This window comes from Niallia circulans (genome assembly GCF_003726095.1).
Classification (GTDB): domain Bacteria; phylum Bacillota; class Bacilli; order Bacillales; family Cytobacillaceae; genus Niallia; species Niallia circulans_A.
In genome coordinates this window covers 4,273,145-4,291,762 of the sequence record NZ_CP026031.1, presented here as the reverse complement: position 1 = coordinate 4,291,762, position 18,618 = coordinate 4,273,145, and the positions used below count along the sequence as shown (strand labels likewise).

General features: G+C 35.9%; 17 protein-coding genes. 1 reads left to right on the top strand and 16 read right to left on the bottom strand.

Annotated elements, in window-relative coordinates; translation table 11 throughout:
• Positions 1-99: 99 nt before the first annotated feature.
• From C2I06_RS20630 to C2I06_RS20620, 3 genes are all read right to left on the bottom strand, one after another.
• Positions 100-423, bottom strand: coding sequence for a DUF3870 domain-containing protein (locus tag C2I06_RS20630; protein ID WP_095331125.1), 324 nt, complete (start codon positions 421-423; stop codon positions 100-102).
• A 301-nt stretch (positions 424-724) separates the two neighbouring features.
• Positions 725-2,305 carry a histidine kinase N-terminal 7TM domain-containing diguanylate cyclase gene (locus tag C2I06_RS20625; protein WP_095331127.1) on the bottom strand — a complete coding sequence of 527 codons (1,581 nt, stop codon included), beginning with the start codon at positions 2,303-2,305 and terminating at the stop codon, positions 725-727.
• Positions 2,306-2,524: 219 nt separating this feature from the next.
• The gene (locus C2I06_RS20620; protein ID WP_123258766.1) at positions 2,525-3,913 is read right to left on the bottom strand and encodes a protoporphyrinogen oxidase; all 1,389 of its coding nucleotides are present in this window, start codon (positions 3,911-3,913) and stop codon (positions 2,525-2,527) included.
• 296 nt (positions 3,914-4,209) lie between these two features.
• Here C2I06_RS20620 and C2I06_RS20615 point away from each other — a divergent pair, with 296 nt between their 5' ends.
• Positions 4,210-4,632: an Rrf2 family transcriptional regulator gene (locus C2I06_RS20615; protein ID WP_095331131.1), complete on the top strand. Its 423-nt coding sequence runs from the start codon at positions 4,210-4,212 to the stop codon at positions 4,630-4,632.
• 41 nt (positions 4,633-4,673) lie between these two features.
• On the opposite strand, the gene tuaH is transcribed toward C2I06_RS20615, so the two are convergent.
• From tuaH to C2I06_RS20550, 13 genes are all read right to left on the bottom strand, one after another.
• The gene (gene tuaH / locus C2I06_RS20610; RefSeq protein WP_123258765.1) at positions 4,674-5,840 is read right to left on the bottom strand and encodes a teichuronic acid biosynthesis protein TuaH; all 1,167 of its coding nucleotides are present in this window, start codon (positions 5,838-5,840) and stop codon (positions 4,674-4,676) included.
• A gap of 20 nt (positions 5,841-5,860) precedes the next feature.
• Positions 5,861-6,610 carry a teichuronic acid biosynthesis protein TuaG gene (gene tuaG, locus C2I06_RS20605; protein ID WP_123258764.1) on the bottom strand — a complete coding sequence of 250 codons (750 nt, stop codon included), beginning with the start codon at positions 6,608-6,610 and terminating at the stop codon, positions 5,861-5,863.
• A 16-nt stretch (positions 6,611-6,626) separates the two neighbouring features.
• Positions 6,627-7,292, bottom strand: coding sequence for a hypothetical protein (locus C2I06_RS20600; protein WP_123258763.1), 666 nt, complete (start codon positions 7,290-7,292; stop codon positions 6,627-6,629).
• Between the two features lie 29 nt (positions 7,293-7,321).
• The gene (locus C2I06_RS20595) at positions 7,322-8,761 is read right to left on the bottom strand and encodes an O-antigen ligase family protein (RefSeq protein ID WP_123258762.1); all 1,440 of its coding nucleotides are present in this window, start codon (positions 8,759-8,761) and stop codon (positions 7,322-7,324) included.
• Between the two features lie 30 nt (positions 8,762-8,791).
• Positions 8,792-9,721 carry an NAD-dependent epimerase/dehydratase family protein gene (locus tag C2I06_RS20590; RefSeq protein WP_123258761.1) on the bottom strand — a complete coding sequence of 310 codons (930 nt, stop codon included), beginning with the start codon at positions 9,719-9,721 and terminating at the stop codon, positions 8,792-8,794.
• Entirely contained in the window at positions 9,721-10,947 is a 1,227-nt protein-coding gene (gene tuaC / locus C2I06_RS20585) for a teichuronic acid biosynthesis protein TuaC (RefSeq protein WP_123258760.1), read from the bottom strand. Before tuaC ends, C2I06_RS20590 begins: the two co-directional genes overlap by 1 nt.
• A 39-nt stretch (positions 10,948-10,986) precedes the next feature.
• The gene (gene tuaB / locus C2I06_RS20580) at positions 10,987-12,429 is read right to left on the bottom strand and encodes a teichuronic acid biosynthesis protein TuaB (protein ID WP_123258759.1); all 1,443 of its coding nucleotides are present in this window, start codon (positions 12,427-12,429) and stop codon (positions 10,987-10,989) included.
• On the bottom strand, positions 12,430-13,089 hold the full coding sequence (locus C2I06_RS20575; RefSeq protein WP_095331147.1) for a sugar transferase: 660 nt from the start codon (positions 13,087-13,089) through the stop codon (positions 12,430-12,432).
• 732 nt (positions 13,090-13,821) lie between these two features.
• Positions 13,822-14,616: an energy-coupling factor transporter transmembrane component T family protein gene (locus C2I06_RS20570; RefSeq protein WP_095331149.1), complete on the bottom strand. Its 795-nt coding sequence runs from the start codon at positions 14,614-14,616 to the stop codon at positions 13,822-13,824.
• Entirely contained in the window at positions 14,613-15,470 is an 858-nt protein-coding gene (locus tag C2I06_RS20565; protein ID WP_095331205.1) for an energy-coupling factor transporter ATPase, read from the bottom strand. The genes C2I06_RS20570 and C2I06_RS20565 overlap by 4 nt, the downstream gene beginning before the upstream one ends.
• The gene (locus tag C2I06_RS20560) at positions 15,455-16,258 is read right to left on the bottom strand and encodes an energy-coupling factor transporter ATPase (protein WP_176474221.1); all 804 of its coding nucleotides are present in this window, start codon (positions 16,256-16,258) and stop codon (positions 15,455-15,457) included. Before C2I06_RS20560 ends, C2I06_RS20565 begins: the two co-directional genes overlap by 16 nt.
• 50 nt (positions 16,259-16,308) lie before the next feature.
• Entirely contained in the window at positions 16,309-17,250 is a 942-nt protein-coding gene (gene menA, locus C2I06_RS20555) for a 1,4-dihydroxy-2-naphthoate polyprenyltransferase (RefSeq protein WP_095331153.1), read from the bottom strand.
• A 23-nt stretch (positions 17,251-17,273) separates the two neighbouring features.
• Positions 17,274-18,323: an FAD:protein FMN transferase gene (locus tag C2I06_RS20550; protein WP_123258758.1), complete on the bottom strand. Its 1,050-nt coding sequence runs from the start codon at positions 18,321-18,323 to the stop codon at positions 17,274-17,276.
• Between the last annotated feature and the right edge of the window lie 295 nt (positions 18,324-18,618).

The window sequence follows — 18,618 nt, the reverse complement described above, 5'->3', positions numbered from 1 at the left end:
TTTGGTCTAACTTATTTGTACAAAATAAAAAAATCCAGCTAACAGAGAAGTAAAATCTCTATCAACTGGATTTTCTCTGCGTATAACAGAAAAAGCAGTTTACACCAATTCTTTTAATAGTTGTTTATATTTAATATGGGCATTCTTAAAAGCAACCATAACTGCTTTTTGAGAAGATCCAAAATAACGATTTTCTACTTCCTTTAAAACGGTGTCTAAATCTAACATCGATTTCCCGACTACAATAGACTTAATGAAGGAAGAGGTTATATTGATAGTGGAAGAACATTCTGCATCAATAATTGTGTGAGAGACTCTATCCACCACTAACGCAATAAAAAAACCATTGTATTGCTGCATAATGGCATTATTAGAGGATGTTTTACTTTCTCCAATAATATATATAGTATTTGCATGATACATGTGATACTCCTCCTATAAACATCTGGATATTGCACGAGATATTTATGAGATCATCATAAACATTCGAAGCAATGCATATGTCGTAAGAAAAGGGCTCTGTCTTGAATAACAGCAAAACTAACAAACTTTTCTCTCTATCATTTTGATTTTGACGAAAAAAGATAGATTTAGATTATATAAAAAATTGTAATACACCACTCTTTTTTACGCAATACATTTTTGAGTATTTTCTAAATATTTTAACAAATAGTGTGAGAAAAAATAACATTTGCAGACACACGAGAAAACTCCCTTACTCTTATCAATATTTCCCTACTAATGGAGAAGATTCTAATTTGATGTATTCTCCATTTTCTGCGACACAAACGGTATTTCTTCCCTCTCTTTTGGATGCATATAGCGCTTCATCCGCCTCGCTAATCAACGGGATAAGAGCTAGACAGTTTTCCTTTATAGCCACGCCAAAGCTCGCAGTAATATTAATTACTATTTCCTTATAATAGAAAGGGGATTCTGCGATTAATCTTCTTAATTTCCTAGAAAGGTCAATGGCTGATTCTGCTTCTTTTCCAAATAGAAAAAGAATAAATTCCTCTCCACCGTATCTGCCAAAAACTCCATTCCCTGGCACCAGAGCTTTACTTAGAGATGCAATATGCTTTAATGCTTCGTCTCCCCCAAAATGTCCATATGTATCATTTATTTTCTTGAAATGATCAATATCAAACAGGATAACGGCTATCTTTCTATGCTTGACAAGCATCTCTTCAGCAAGGGCTGTAACATAAGCACGGTTATATATTTGTGTCAGACTATCTGTGTATGCCAATTTTGTTAAGCTGAGCTGTTCCTTCTTTTGTTCCGTAATATTTGCAAACATAATGGAAGTACCGACAATGGCTGACTCTCCTTTTTTAATCGGAGAAATCTTAACTTGATAATATTCCGTTGCTGATTTATTAGTCCTTTCCACTTCCGATATGACAGAATCCGTATCGATGTTTTTTAACAGTCCAAGAATTGGATCATCCAGCCCTAATACAGCTGCTATATGTTTTCCTCTTTTCACATCAATAAATAATCTAGAAGCTGCCTTATTAAAATCTTTTAGATGATATGTCTGATCTAAAACTAGTACTGCCTCTCCCATACTTTCAAATATATAATCCTTTTCTATTGGCGGGACCAACAAAAACTTCGTAGATATGATAGCATATAAATAAAGTGAACTAGAAAATAGCATCGCAATTGGAACAGGATCTAAGCCGTTTGGAGTAAGTCCTATCAAATAAGAAAAAGACGCGCCAACAGGGACAAGAATTCCTGTCAATAGTATGGCTACTTGTTTTGTTTGCCTAGATTTCTCTTTAAACCAATAAATCGATAGTAATACAAAGGCAATGGCAGACGCTCCGAACGAGTAAGCACCGTGTAGCAAATACCATTGTCCCATCGTAATTTGCATGAGAGGAGTTGCGTTTCGATATTCTAAATATACAGATTGATAGAATAAATGATGATAATCATTTGTCGCAACGAGTAAAAAGGAAAGGGCTGGGATTAAATAATAGAAAAAATACATTTTTTTATTTAAATGCCTATCGTAGCCGATATATTGCAAAACAAGAATTAATGTAGCTGGTGCCGAAAACGGCATACCTAAATACTGAACAGCTGTCCAAAATTTCATTCCTTCTATCGTTGTACTGGCAAGTCCTAATGCATACCCAAATGCATAAATAGCATTAAAGCAGGAAAACCACAAAAATGTCCGCATTCCCTCAAATGCCTGTCTATTCATATACGCAATAATGGCTAATATCACATGCAATGCACCCGACATCGTGATTAAAACAATAAATACCATGACAGTATGATCCATTACTTTTGCTCCTGTATCCTCATCATCTGGCTTTTGTTCATTCAGTTAGTTCCTCTTTTCTTTATGTTCTTCCACCTATTATAAATCTTGTGAAAACCCGTTACTAGATTAAGAAATTAAAAATCGGCTATTTTACAAAATAAATAGCAAGCGATTGCTCCATCTATCAAATCATTTCACAAAAAAACAGAGCCTTCCTACTATGGCTCTGCACTTTTCTTATTCTATGGAATGCAAAATTTTCTTAGCTGTTTCTTCCCCATTCGCTATACATGCTGCAATTCCTACTCCATAGTAGGAACAACCAGCTAGATGCACATTAGGGTATAAAAGAGCTAAGTCTTGGCTAAGTTGTTCTACTGCTTGCTTATGTTCTAATGAGTAAACAGGCATCGCATTAGTCCATTTTGTCACTTCATAACTTTTAGGTTTTGAAGTAATTCCAAGACTTCTCTCTATATCCTTTCTAGCCTCTTGGATTAGTTCCTCTTCTGTAAGGCTATTTAGCCGTTCATAGGCTGGATTTGTTTTTTTATAGAATAGACGCAATAATAGCTGATTATTCTTCGATGTATGCTTCCACTTTCTACTTGTCCACGTACAAGCATTACAAACAATATCACTATCCCCTGCGACTATAAAGCCTGTTCCATCTTTAGGCAGTTCATCATCGGAAATATCATAGGACAAATATAAGGTGATATTTGACGAATTTTTCAACTTGCTAAAGACAGGATTTAATTCATCCTTCCTTAAAATATGCTGTGTTACATTGTGGGGAGTAGATAAGACAACCATGTCTGCCATTTCTTCTTCCCCATTGGATAATTGAACTTTATATTGGTCTGCTTCCTTATTTATTCGTGTAACAGCTATTCCCTTTCTAATGGATACATCTTCTAATACCTTCTCCAGTCGATCTATAATTGTAGATAACCCATCTTTAAAAGAAATAAATTTCTTATTCGCAGCAGATTGAAACGATTCTTTATTCTTCCCTAACCCACGGATGATGCTTCCATACTGCTCCTTATATTCGAGCAGATAAGGTAGGGTGGAACCCATTGTTAACGAATAAATATTTCCAGAGTAAACGCCCGCAAGAACTGGTGCAATCTGCTTTTCTACGATTTCCTTTCCCAGATAATACTCTAAAAATTCACCAATGGAGGATTCTCTCGTAAAGCTTGACTTAGTACGAAAAAGATCCTTTAAAGCCTCTAGCTTTCCTCGAGTGGAAAGGAGTTCACTTGTAAAAAGAGCTTCTAATGTCATCGGAATACCGAAAATAGAATCCTTGGGAATTTCTAATAATTTGTTTTGTGTATGAATATAAGATGTCCCTGTTGCGTTATAAACAATTTCTTCTTCTAAATTAAGTTCCTTAACAAAGGGAAGAACATTTTTATTGCGGGCAACAATGGAATCTGCTCCTGTTTCCATAAGCAGATCATCTTTTGTAACCGTATGGATTTTCCCGCCTAGGTAGTCATTTGCCTCCACTAAAACTAGTCGAAGTCCTAATTGTCTTTCTCTATTTTCCTTTTGCAAATAATACATGGCAGATAATCCTGTTATCCCACCACCTACAACTAAAACCGTTTTCACTTTCTTCCACCTCTTTTAGCAAAATTCCCTCTTCTAAATACCTTCTTATTAATAGCTTTTTTTATTATAAAGCATCATGACCACTTTCTTTCTCATCATCATCGCTTTTTTTGTGTCTATTTGTTCACAATTTAATTGCAAATTAGCTGATTATGCCCTTATATTCCATTGTATAATAATAGTAGCCACGTAATGTAAGCGCTTCTCTTCGGATTCGCTATCAATTTTATCAACGCAACAATTATAACGTATTCCTAATGAATGACAAAAAATTTGATTGGTGGTGTCTATCTATTATGGCTAACAGCCGGCTATCTGTTGCTATTCATATCCTATCTTTAATTGCCTCGAAACCATACGAACAAATAACCTCTGATTCTATTGCAGAAAGTGTGAATACAAATCCTGTAGTGATAAGAAGAATGTGCGGACTTTTAAAAAGAGGAGGAATGCTAACGAGCAGAGCAGGCATTTCTGGGGCATCCTTATTAAAATCTCCTGCTGATATTACTCTTTTAGACATTTATTTAGCCGTTCAACCAAAAAGTGAATGGTTCGCAATACATGATCATCCAAATCACCGTTGCCCGATAGGAAGCAAAATTCATCCAACCTTAAACAGGACTTTTTCTACCATCCAACTAACAATGGAAAAGGAATTAGAACATATTACACTACAAGATATAATGGATGAAATGGAAATATACAGTAAAATTTAACCTGAATAAGAACGACAAAGAAACTAGCCATCAGGTATCCCTCATATGCTAGTTTCTTTGTCGACTTGGATCATCTCTTGGAAGATATTCTCCCAATCTTTTAACATGGCAAGTTGCTTTCTTCTGCTCTGCCACACTTGGCTACCAGCATTTTCTACCATCTTTTCACAGGCATGAATAAATTGATTCACTTCTGGCTCCCCTAGCAAAAGTTCATAAACGCCTTCTTCTACATATCCTTTTGTTGAAGGCAAGTTCATCCCTATCACTGGTTTTCCAGCAGCAAGAAATTCAAAAAGCTTTAATGGAAAAATAGCCTTATTATATGGAGTATCCTTATATGGCATAATCCCTATATCAAGCATATGCATATAAGCTGGAACCTGATTTCTCGATACACTTCCCATCCATTGAATATTGGGTTCCTTCAATAATTTCATAAATTCCGGGCTGTTATTCGTTCCATCTGGACCAACTAATAAAATGGTCCAATCCCTTCTCATTTGTGCAATTTGCTGGATTAATCCAAAATCAAGCTTTGGTTTAATCCCACCAATGTAACCAATCGTCAGCCCTTCTTTTTCTATAACTGGCTCCCTATTCTTCCGTTCCTGAAAAAGCTCGTATTCTACTCCATTTTCATACGTAAAAATCTTATCTCGATAAGCTGGTGTTCTACTTATTATTTCCTCCGCTAAAAAGCTTGAAGTACAAGTAATATAACTTGCCTTTTCAACAATTGTTTGTTCACTTTGATAGATGATCTTTTGCTTTAAATAAGAAAGGAAAGAAAATTTCCCGCTCAATTGTTCTGCCCATAAATCACTGCAATCATAAACGATTTGATCCCAGGAATATATCTTATGCAAAGTCGGAAAGGCAGGATAGGTATACCATAAATTCACCAAATAATCCCCTTTTTTTTCCGCTAAATAATTACTTAAACTTCGGAGCTTCTTTTGGTAGAAAAAGGGGATAAATCGAGCGAATCGTTGTACTTTATAATTTCCCAAATCACTGATTATCCACTGGTAAATACCATTTTCTAATCTCGTTACTTCTGGTGTCTGTTTTTCCCCTGGACATAACCAGATTACTTCCTCTGTTTCCTGCTGCTTTTGCAGAAATTCTGCAAATCGATGTCTTCGATAAGTTAAATTGTCTAAATTCCAAACGCCAGTTGCAACGATAACGTGGATTGTTCTCATTTTCTATGCTCCTCTACCTTCTACAGTCTCTTCCGAATAGCATTATAAGCATAATGAGAAAAATACCAGGATGACTGCAAGAAATTCAACTGCTCTATTTGACGATAAACATGCCAATTATTTTTTGCTGCTTTCCATTTATTTTTAGAAATTGAATCATTTCCTACCCTGTATTCTGCTAATATTTCGTTTAAGCCAAATGCACGGAAACCTCGCTTCAAAATCATTAACCAAGTTGCTAGATCCTGCCGAGTACGGATGTTGGGCATTTGAAAATTCCCTACTTGTTCACGATCAATTAGAACAGTAAGACAACCAACAATTGTATTTTTTAGCATGGTTTGATAATCCACTTGCTCAGGAACTCGAATATATTTATTTATCTGCTCTCCTTTTTGATCAATACACTCATAAGCAGTAAAGGTGAAAGCATACTGATTTTCCTTCATATAAGCTAATTGAACTTCAAGCTTTTCTTGTTTCCATCGATCATCACTGTCTAAAAAGGCAATATATTTTCCTCGTGCATGCTCGAGCGCCATATTGCGAGCAACAGCCGCTCCACCATTAACCGTTCTGTAAAAAACTCGAATTCGCTCTTCTACTTTTTCCCATTCCTTTAATACCTCAACTGTGCCGTCTGTGGAATGGTCATCAACAATGAGCAGTTCCCAATCTGTGTATGTTTGTTCCCTAACAGACTGGATGCTAAAAGATATATACTCTTTACAATTATAGGAAGGCATAATAATGGATACAGATGGAGCCATCTTCCACTCACCTCTTTTAGTCAGATTCAGATTTTAAGAACACCGGATAAATAATCCATAAACAACTGAGCATGATGCCGATCATAACACCCATTAGCGCTCGATCTCGAGGAGAGATTACACGATTATCCCCACTTACTGCTGCGACATCCTTAACTAGCATTGCTGGCTGCATATTGACTTGTTTTGTTTTTAGTTCATATAGAAATCGTTGTTGATCAACAGCTGATTCTGCTTGAACAGTTATTTCTTGAAGCTGATCAATGCTTTCTGAGATAATTTCTTCTTTTTCTTGATAATACTGTTGATCCATTTCCAGAAAGGCAGTTACTAATTCTGATAAGGAATCTACGGCTTCTTGTTCACTTGGACCAGTAAGTGTAAAGCTGATCTTTTTAGGGGTATCCGCAGAAATAAGAAGCTGTTCCTTCTCTATATCGACACCGGGTAAATAGTGTACAAAAGTCGTTTCATTTCTTAATAAGGATGCAATTACTTCACTATTATTTAAGTACTCATTTTCATAATTCCCTAGTAAAATAGTGGCCTCTGCTTTAACTGCTCCCTTTTCTTTCCCAGCTGGGGCAAACCATCCTATTGCTCCTAAAAGGGCACTAAGCAATAATAAAGGAATAAAATATTTTTTCCATCTAGTGGCTATAATTGATAAAACAGACTTCACAAACGAACTCTCCCTTTCTGCTGTGAAAGTTAAGATTCTAGCTTTTTATTTTTATAAACAGACAGTGTACATAAAATAAACCCAAGAAACACCCAATGAAAATATAAGTTCATCACCGAACTGGGGCTAATACTCGAAATAATGAATGATACCATTCCGATCATACACGCCTCTAACAACATTTTATCTGTCCCGCTTTCCGTCTTTTCGTACGCTCGATAGAATGATATAAATGCATAAATCAATATCATTAAGTAGCCAAGCAAAATCATTAAGCCAAAGTTTCCGGCGATTTCGGCATACCAATTATGTACTTGGTAGACATTTCCTGTTGGAAAATAACTCTTATACTCCAGATAATAAGGAATATTTCCTGCTCCAATTCCAAATCCATAAGAATCGAGCAAATAAGAAAACGTATTTCTTAAAAGATTGATTCTCGCTAAGTTTGATGGTAACACTTCATTAAGCTCATATTGTCCGGATAACTCTATAAGACTCTGAATTTTACTAAATCCTCTGTTAGCAAATATTATTCCTCCTAGTAACCCTACTCCAAGACTAATTCGCAATATTAGTTTCTTCCACCACTTCGGAATGATCAGGAATATATACACTAATCCGCCTCCTGCAAGCGCCAGTAATCCAGCACGTGATTCTGTTAAATAGATAAGCAGGAAAACTAAGATGCTTAAAATAAACATAGATCCCTTCATCATTGTTCTCTTAGTATTTTTTACAACAGCTAAAAACAAGAAAAAAGAAATGCCTAAATAGACAGCAAAATCATTTTGGTTGTAAAAAACGGCTGTCGGATACGACAGTTTATAACTGGAAGCACCATATAATCCGGAACTTGGTAATTGAATAGAAAAGATATAATTCACAAATCCTATTCCTACTAATAAAATGGTCATTCCAATCCATCCTGCCAAAAAGTACTGGAGCTGTTGCCGAGTTTTAAATGTTACATTCGCTAAATAGACAAATGCTATTCCCATAACCAATAAAGACATGTATTTAAGGGAAGCAATAATAGAAATGGACCAAAGAATAGAAATGGTTCCATAAAGAATCCATCCACCAAAGAACAACCAAATAAACGGTAGTCCACTGCGGTTAAAGTCGTGTACCATCCTTTTTTTGTACAAAGCAGTGCCTATATATAGAATGATTGCCAATAATAGCAATATTCTGTATAAAAAAACGGTAAAAGCACCAACATTCACACTCAGGATGGACTGATTAAGAAAGGTGGAAAGCAATAAGACATACATGACATTTTGAAATAATTGATCAAGTGTTATGATTGATTTCAAATATATTCCCACTTGAATCGCAATCCATATACATACGATGGGAAGTATCCAAGTTAATTGATATATCGTTGTCCAATATAAAACGGTAAGACAACCGATACCTAATACGCTGAACCCTATTGTTTTGCTTACTGTACGGTTATTTCCCAACTTCTACAATCCTTCCTCCCTACCTTTTGATTACTTTTGTAAAACTTGTTTGGATGAGAATAGCGTTTCTCTTAATCCATATTCTAAATTGGTTTGTGGCTTCCATTTCAGCTTTTGTATTGTCTGTTCATTGCATAAAATACTATGGAGAATATCGCCTTCTCTTTCTGCTTTATAAATCGGTTTTAATGATACCTCACTTATATCAGCTATATTTTCCCAAAGTTGATTTATCGAGATTCGATTATTGGCTGAAATATTCAAGCAAAGATTTTCATCCTGCTTTAATGCATGTAAATTTGCGCTGGCAACGTCTTTTACATAAATGAAATCTCTTGTTTGTTCTCCAGATCCGTATATGACTGGCGCCTTATTTTCGAAAACACGATCAGCAAAAATAGAGATAACCCCGCCTTCTCCTTTACCATCCTGCTTTGGTCCATAGACATTGCTATATCTTAAAATCCCATAGGAGAGTCCATATAATTTAGAAGCTAACTTCAAATATTTTTCAACCGTCAATTTCGTTAACCCATAAGGCGATTCTGGCAAAGTTGGATGTTCTGTCGTAACAGGGAGCTCGACTGGATTCCCGTATACAGCTGCAGAAGAGGCAAATAATATTTTCTGTACAGAAGCGCGAATAGCTGCTTTAATGACATGCAATGATCCTTTTACATTTACATTCTCATCATGTAATATGTCATGAACGGATTCTGCCACACTTACTTGGGCTGCTTGATGAATAATATAATCAGGTTTTAAGTCGACAATATAATCAATCACACGAGAATCCGTTATATCAAACGGGCATATTTTAATTGCTAAATCCTTAATATTCTCAAATTTCCCAGTAGAGAAATTATCGATAACTATTACTTCATATCCCTCAGCTAACAAACTCTCGACAATATGTGAACCAATAAAGCCTGCTCCACCAGTAACAAGAACCTTGGTCATTACGCTTCCTCCCAAAAGTGATTTAATTGATTAGTAGATTCAATTGACTTACTTGCCAATTCTTGGTAATTTCTAAGTAGTTTTTTAGCATTATCAATTGCAGAATAGTTATCAAGAACACGCTGATATAATTGTTCTGCAGCTTTGTCAAACAAGGCTGCATCAGCTGCTTGCTCTTTCACTCTTGTTACAATCTCTTGTACCGACCGAGGCTGAATCAGCAAATCGGCGTACTCTCCAAATAAATCTGGTATCCCGCCGACACTTGTGCAAATGATCGGTATTTTTAAAGCCATTGCCTCTATAACAACTGTCGGCAATCCTTCCGAATAGGATGGTAAAATAAAAATATCGCATGCTGATAAATAATCGCTTACCTTCTCATTAGGAATTTGTCCTGCTAAGAATAATCGTTTATTATACGTTTTTTCCTTTTGCAGCCTTTCTTTTCCTTGGCCGGCTCCCACATAAACCACTACATAGTCTTCCGGAAGATAAGCTAATGCCTCCGCTAATTCAAAAATCCCCTTTTCTTTCACAAGACGCCCTACAAACAAAATGATTTTTTTATTGACAGGCAATGCTAATTCCTTTCTAGAGCTTTCTTTCAAAGCAGCTGCCTGATTTAATGTAAATTTCGATAAATCAATTCCGAGCGGTAACGGCAAACACTTTCTCCCAGTCTTCATCTCAGCTGCAGCAGCCAGATGTTCTCCTACGGCAATAACTTCATCTGCGGACTTCACTGTTTTTTGAAAAATACGCTCCGCACTTCGACTAAATGATGGATAAATATGTACATCACTTCCATGTAATGTGAGCAGCCAAGGCTTTTTATATTTAGAGGCAACGATTCTTGCTGCCCCTCCCGAAGGCATAGCAAAGTGTGCATGGATCAAGTCAGCCTCTATGTTCTCTTTCTTCCAGGTTTTAAGAATACACGCTGCGATACGTTTATCTGGCTGAAACCAGCGAAGTTGACCAGGTGTCGCTCTATACACAGGCCTATATATGTTTACACCATGCCTTTTCTCTAAATATGGATAGTTCTTTTTACGATATTTTTTCTTCCATATTCTAAAGAAAGAAGCATTTAATGGAACTGGATTAATAACTGTTATCTCCACTCCTAAAGAAGATAATGCTCTTACCTGTGTTTCATGAAACACCCCGCTTCCAGGGTTATCTGCACTAGGGTATACACTTGTTATCCACAATACTTTCATGATACACATCCTATCGTTCGGCTTATTGACTTATTCCTTTTATTGATATTCTTCTCGAAATGCTACATGTTTTAATGCATGTAGCATTAGCAAATAAATAATCCCGCTTATCAACACAGACCATACAAGTGCCCAAACCAAATTATTATGAATAGAAGTCATTTGCGTTTTTAACAATAACGCAATCCCACTGCTGACCACCGCAAGAATCAATGGCAGCAGTAATGCTTTTACATAACTTTTTAGCTGAAGCCCTATCATTCTAGTTAATAGGATTCTCCCACCGATAAAATTAAGAATGCTTACACCTACATATGTCCATGCTACTATTTCCAGCTGATTACTCCGAACTGCTGCTAATAATGCTAACCCGTAACAAACTAACACTCCTAAGTCCCAATAAAAAGCAATGTCTGCTTTTCCCTTTGCTAATATAATGCTCCCATTGGGATTCATAAGGACCCTTAGAATTCCTACTATAATCATAATTTCTAAAATAGGAACAGCCGCCATCCATTGCTCTCCAAAGAAGAGTGGGATTACTAAATCTGCAACAGCATAGAGCCCTAATAGCAATGGAAACGACACAATTGCTAATAATTTGGTCATATATAAATAACCACTCTCTAATGCCCGATTATTATTTTTATCTTTCGCAAACACTGGAAAAGCAACTCTCGTTATAATAGGATTTAACTTAAGAACGGGAATGGTGATAATTTGATAGACTAGGTTATAAATCCCTAATGCCTCCATGCCCATAAATCTTCCAATCAACAACATATCCATATTGCTTCCCAATCGATTTACGAGCCGTGATAAAAGCTGATACACACCAAAAGAGAAAAATTCTTTACAATCTTTAATATCTAGCACAAAGCTTGGTCTCCACTTTGGAGAGTAACAAATATAAAAAAGAATTCCTTTCAAGGAATAAAGGCAAACCTGTGACCATACATAAGCATTAATTGGATTTTGCTTTATAAATAGGAGCAGTCCAATTAAGAGACTAAAGCTAAAAACATTTGAGAACGTTTCGATCTTTCCTAATGTCTTAAACGATAAGTCTCGCTGCATTAAGTACTGTGACTGCTGTCCTATAGGAGCAATCAAAAATACAATTGATAGTAATCTGACCTTTCCCTCTAACTCTTTTGTTTGAAAATAGTCTGCAATCATCGGACTTGCTGCCTGCATAAGGAAACAAATAAATATTCCTAAAAGAACATTTATCCAAAAAAGGGTAGACAACTGCCTGTCTGTTGCATGATGTTTTTGGATGACTGCAGCACCTAAGCCTAATTCAACAAAAATTTGTGCAAAGATGGTGATTGTCGTCAGCATGCCAATCATACCGAATTCCTTTGCACTCATGATATTTCCCAGTACAATAAACTGCCCAATCTGTAAGAGAGTAATAACAATCGTCGATATACTGGTCCATTTTGCTCCACTATTGATTTTGCCTTTTATGGAGTCCAATTACCTTGCACCCTCTCCTGTGAGCACTACTTTTATCGTCTTTACTAAAATTTTCATTTCCAAAGAAAATGTTACATTATTAATATATTGAAGATCGTACTTTAGCTTTTCTCTTGGTGTGATGTCATACCCTCCATTGACCTGTGCAAGTCCTGTTAATCCTGGTTTTACAAGCAGCCTATTCGAAAAACCATCAATTTCCTTGCTAAATTGTTCCGTAAAAGAAGGTCTTTCCGGTCGTGGTCCGATAATAGACATATCACCTTTTAAAACAGAAAATAATTGTGGTAACTCATCAATTCTTGTTTTTCTTATAAATGAGCCAATTTTTGTAATTCTCGGATCATTGACCTCTGCCCATTTTTCCCCGTCTTTCTCCGCATCCATTCTCATCGATCGCAATTTAATTAAGCGAAAGCATTTGCCATTCTTGCCAACCCTTTGTTGGACATAAAAGGGAGAACCTGGTGAATCTATGCGGATGAGAATAGCAAATAGAAGAATCAACGGGAGAGTTATAACAATACCTATACTTGCTATAAAGAGATCCATCATTCTTTTAAAAATTTGATAAAAGGAAACTTTTTTAGAAGATTTAAGGTTATTTGCTTGTACAATTGATATCTCTTTTAAAATATGGATACTCCTGTTAGCCTGCATGTTTTTTCACCTCAAAGTTTTATCTATCTGAGCTATCAGATTTAGTATAGGGTTCCAATGTTAATAAATCATTGAATCTATTTTAAGGAATAGTAAAGGATTGTAAATTTCCGATTGATGTTGACATAAAATGGAGCATGCTAAGCTGATTTGGATTACTCTTTTTATCAAACGAAGCGGGGAACACAGAGGTGGGGAGCGTAAGTATTCAATCAAATATAACCCCGAACAAATTATACATTTACATTAAAAAATTAGTATAATTGTTCGGGGCTTTTATTTATTTTAAGAAGGAAGGTATATGAAAATAACCAAAAAGGAAGAAATTAACAGAAAGAAGTTCTCTGTGCCCAAAAGGAAGAGGAGCAGAGAAAAAAGGTAACAGAAGTCATCTCATGCTACATCCAACATATAAATTTATTGAAGCTCCCATAGGAGTCTGGAAATGCAGTTTAACTATGTACAATTTGGATATTTCCCCAAAACCAACTTTATATGGAGAGGCGGGCATGATAGCCTAGTGAAGAGGAGCAGCTATTGATAACGTTGGCTTCCCGGCTCATTAATGCCCGCAGATTCTCCATATAAAGTTATGACGTTCCGTGAATAAAATCAATTTTTGTACATTAGGCGCATAGAGTGTCTGTAGCACAATGGAACGAATTGGTTTCACCACTAAATTAGAGATTATTCGTCTATATTTTGTTCCAGCCACTTTCTTTTCCTGATTTATTATCTGCTTAATAAAACCGTAATTACTCCAATGAAACATACACTACATAAACACCATGTATCTTGTTTCTTCCAATATACTCTCCGAAATGCCGAGCGTTTTATTCCCGCACGGTATCCTTTAACATCCATCATATTAGCCATGTCCTCGGCTCTATTCAGAGAACTCACAAATAAAGGAAGAAAAATTGGGACTAAAGTTTTCATCTGCTGAAATAACGAGCCTTGGCCAAACTCCGTCCCTCTTGCCTTTTGAGCATCCATCACTTTTTGTGTTTCATCTAATAAATTGGGAATGAATCGCAAAGAAATAGATAACATAATGCTAATATCATCTACAGGTACCTTAATAAAACGCAATGGAGATAGCATTTTATTTATTCCATCTGTCAAATCGATTGGTTTTGTAGTTAATGTTAAGACAGTAGATAAAAATACAATAAGAACAAAACGACTAAAGATAAAGATTCCATTTATTAATCCATACTCTGAAATAGTAATTGGCCCCCATGCTATATATACATTACTGCCAGAAGTAAATAGTACCTGCAGTATTACAGTAAATAGAATGAGCCATATCATTGGTTTGACTCCTCGTACATAGGTACGGAAAGGGACTTGTGATAAGTGCATAATGAAAAGGGTAATCATCCATAAAAATAAGTAGGCCATCCAATTATCTGCTATAAATAGCATAGCTATAAGTAAAAGGACAGAAATCATTTTTGCCCGAGCATCCAACTGATGGAGCCAGGATTCTCCCGGAAAGTATCTTCCTAATATTAATTTATTCATACTAACCCCACCGAAACTAAAGCATCTGCTAATTCATCCAGCGTTAAGCAAACCCTTGGTAATTTTATTCCTGTTTCTTGTTCAATTTTCATTTGATAATACCGAGCCTGTGGCATTTCCAGCCCCCAACTTTCCAATAAAGCTGGATCTGAAAAAATCATTTTTGTTTTGTCCGATTTGATAATTTTTCCTTGATCCATTAAAATAACTTGGTCTGCGAATAAAGCCACATCCTCCATATCGTGTGTAACGAGAATAGTTGTTAAAGATGCTTGTTTATGCCAAGTAGCTAGAAGAGACATTATTTCCTTTTTCCCCTGCGGATCCAACCCCGCCCCAGGTTCATCTAAGACAAGTACAGATGGCTCCATTGCTAATATTCCTGCAATCGCCACTCGCCTTTTTTGTCCTCCCGATAAAGCAAAGGGGGATTTTGATAAAATAGACGGCTCTAAGCCCACTAGCTCAATTACCTGTGCAGCCTTTTCTTGCGCTTCTTCCAACGATACGCCAAAGTTAAGCGGACCAAAACAAATGTCCTTTTCCACTGTTTCCGCAAATAATTGGGACTCTGGAAATTGGAACACCATCCCCACTTGCTTTCGAATCTTACGGATATTCTCTTTTTGGATAGGTGATTCTATCATTGTCTCTCCTATACGAACGCTTCCTTTTGTTGGAAGAAGTAAGCCGTTCAATATCTTTAATAGACTTGATTTTCCTGCACCAGTTCTTCCGATGAGTGCTGTAAAAGTACCTGATTCAATAGTAAGATTGATGGAGTTTAATACATTGGGTTTACGGATCGGTCCAATTTGATAATTAGCAGATACATCTTTTAATTCGATTTGCATATCCATCGCACCATTTCTTCTTCTGTCATATATTTATCTGGAACCTTACTCCCTCTATTTTTCAAAGATTCTCTGAGTTTCTCTGAAAATGGTTTTTCTAAGGTAGAATCTGTATAAAACAACTGAGAGGGACTTTCAATTTTTGTTATTCTCCCTTGTTCCATGACCATTACTCTATCAGCCTGTGCAGCTTCTTCCATGTCATGCGTAATGGATAGGATTGTCATTCCCTTATTTTTTAATTTGCGTATAATTGCCATTAATTCCTTGCGACTTCTTGGATCTAACATAACAAAGGCCTCATCCAATATAAGTACCTTGGGCTCTAATGCCAGCATTCCTGCAATTGCGACCCTTTGTTTTTGTCCACCTGATAATTGAGAAGGATCCACCATGCGAAAGCCGAGCATATCTACATCTGTTAGTGCTTGATCCACTCTTTCATGCATTTCTTCATAAGACATATTTATATTTTCCAGCCCGAAAGCCACATCATCTTCTACAGTTGTTCCAATGAATTGATTTTCTGGATTTTGAAAAACAATGCCAATCCCCTGAGCACCTTGCCCTTTCTTTTGACTAACTCCATTTATCTTAATTTTCCCTTCATCGGGTTGAAGCAAGCCAACAAGTAAATGAGCTAAGGTGGATTTCCCACTTCCATTATGACCAATTAGCGCTGTCCATTCCCCCTCACTTAATAGAAAGGAAATATTTTCCACATGACTCTTATCACGCTTTTTATCATACCGAAAGCTTAATTCCTCCACTTCCAAAACGGTTTGCAAAACGAATACCCCCTCCATAGAAAAGCTTAGAACGCTAACAATATATTTATTTAACTAATAATAAAAAACATAGCTAAAGATAATACTAGACATCCATTCACAATAATTAGATTTTTCACTGCTAAACTAAATGTTTTAGATTTAACTTGGATTTGGTTAAAAATCCGAATATGCTTATAAACTGGTAAAATAGCAATTAAGCTAATTAACGCAATAACTGGTAGTAAGTGAAAAAACACAGAGATTAATATAGCCATAAAGGATCCCGCATAAAGGCCATTATACAGCCATAGGGAGTATTTCTTTCCTAAATAAAATGGTAAAGTGAAACGATGATTTTTTATATCGTCTTCTACATCACAAATATTGTTTGCCAGCATAAGATTCGCGATCGTAAACATACAAGGTAAAGATACAATGATTATTTCGATTATTTTTATTATGTTTACTTGCAGCAAAATCACGTCTTGTTCCCATACTAAGGAAGCAATCCCATAATCAAACGCATTGACATAGACCGTAAGAAAAACGATCCCAAATCCCATTGTTACACCGGAAAAAACTTCTCCTAAAGGCATTCTTGATAAAGGAATTGGTCCAAAGGTATAGAGGATGCCAATGCAAAAGCAGATAAATCCAATCAAAAGCACCAATAATCCTGTTTCAGCAGTAAGCCAAATACCTAGCCCCGTTGCTGTAAAAAAAAGGGTGAATATGGTTGCGATAACGGTGCTTTCCTTTATCCCCTCTTGTCCTATTACGTTTTTTTCCTTCCTATATTCATCACTATTTGCCTTTCGATAATCCATATAATTATTAATCGCCGTTGTTGTTAAATCAAAGATCAACATAGAGGCAAAGAATATTAGTGTATTTTTCCAATGAAGTGCCTCATACCGATATAATACGAATAATATGCCAATAAAAAATGGGAAGATACTAGCTATTTTTGTTTGTATTTCTACTAACTTTAAAAATGAACGAATCGACATTCCAAATGACCTCCCTCTTCTCTTTATTCATTTGCTAATTTAAATTTCTCATTTGTTAAAGTAAATTTACCTTTTAGACCGGAAGTTAAATAAACCTCTTTATCCTTGGTTACAAAGATGGCCTCTATTCCCTCCATTTTTTCTACCGCCTTTAACCCTTCTTCTATCCCTTTTATAAATATGGTTGTTGAATATCCGTCTCCATCAAATGATTTATCAGAAACAATCGTAATCCCCGCAACTTCATTATTGACAGAATAGCCATTTTTAGGGCTGAGAATATGATGGTATTTTACTCCATCCACCTCTAAATACCGCTCGTATATCCCAGAAGTAACGATCGAAGTATTCGTTTCCTCCATTTTCCCCACCATTTCACCTCTATCGGAAAATGGATCTTGAACTCCTACTTCCCACGGCTTTCCAGAAGGATTTGTTCCTTTTACATAAATGTTTCCTCCTAAATCAACAATCGCAGATTCTACCTTATTATCATTTAATACTTTTATAACTTCGTCTGTAATAAACCCTTTAGCAATTCCCCCTAAATCCAGCATCATTCCTTGTTCTGGCAAAAATACCGTTTGCTTTTCTTCATTTAACTCTATCTTTTTATAGTTGATCAATGGGAGAACAGCATCAATTTCTGATTGTGTTGGCTTTTTCTCATCCGGGAATCCAATATGCCATAAATTAGTTAATGGTCCAATCGTTATATCAAAGTCCCCTCCTGAGTACTCACTATATTTTTTACCAGCTTTCACTAAACGGTAAATATCTTCTGGGACCTGGACTGGATTCCGACCAGCATTTTCATTTATTTCATCAACAATCGACCCATCTTCATTTACTGTGATTTGACTTGCCAATAACTCTATTCGATCAAATGCTTTATCCAATACAGCTTCCTTGTCTTTATCATAGATTTTAATCGTGACAACTGTCCCCATTAAAAATTCCGTTCTTTTATACGGATTACTATTTACCATTTCGTCCGATTCCTTTTGTTTTCCACATCCTATTAATAAAAGGAGGGAAAGAAAAAGAATCATAGCGAATTTGAATTTATTCATTAAAATCATCCCTTCTATGAATATCACATTTCAATTGTTTTATCATGTCTCTAAATACAAACAAGTGTTTAGATTCTTGACCATGTGAATTTATTCACATTTATAACACCGTCATTTTATCATTGCTTTCTGCCACTGTCTATCGACTTTTTGGTGGACAAAACCCTATAAAATAGCTGATTTACGGAATAATCATTGTCTTAATAGTGTTTATCAGCATCTCCTTTAAATATGGAGAATTTATGACAAAAATCCACTATTTATAAATGTTTCGAAAATGTGAACAATCAAAATT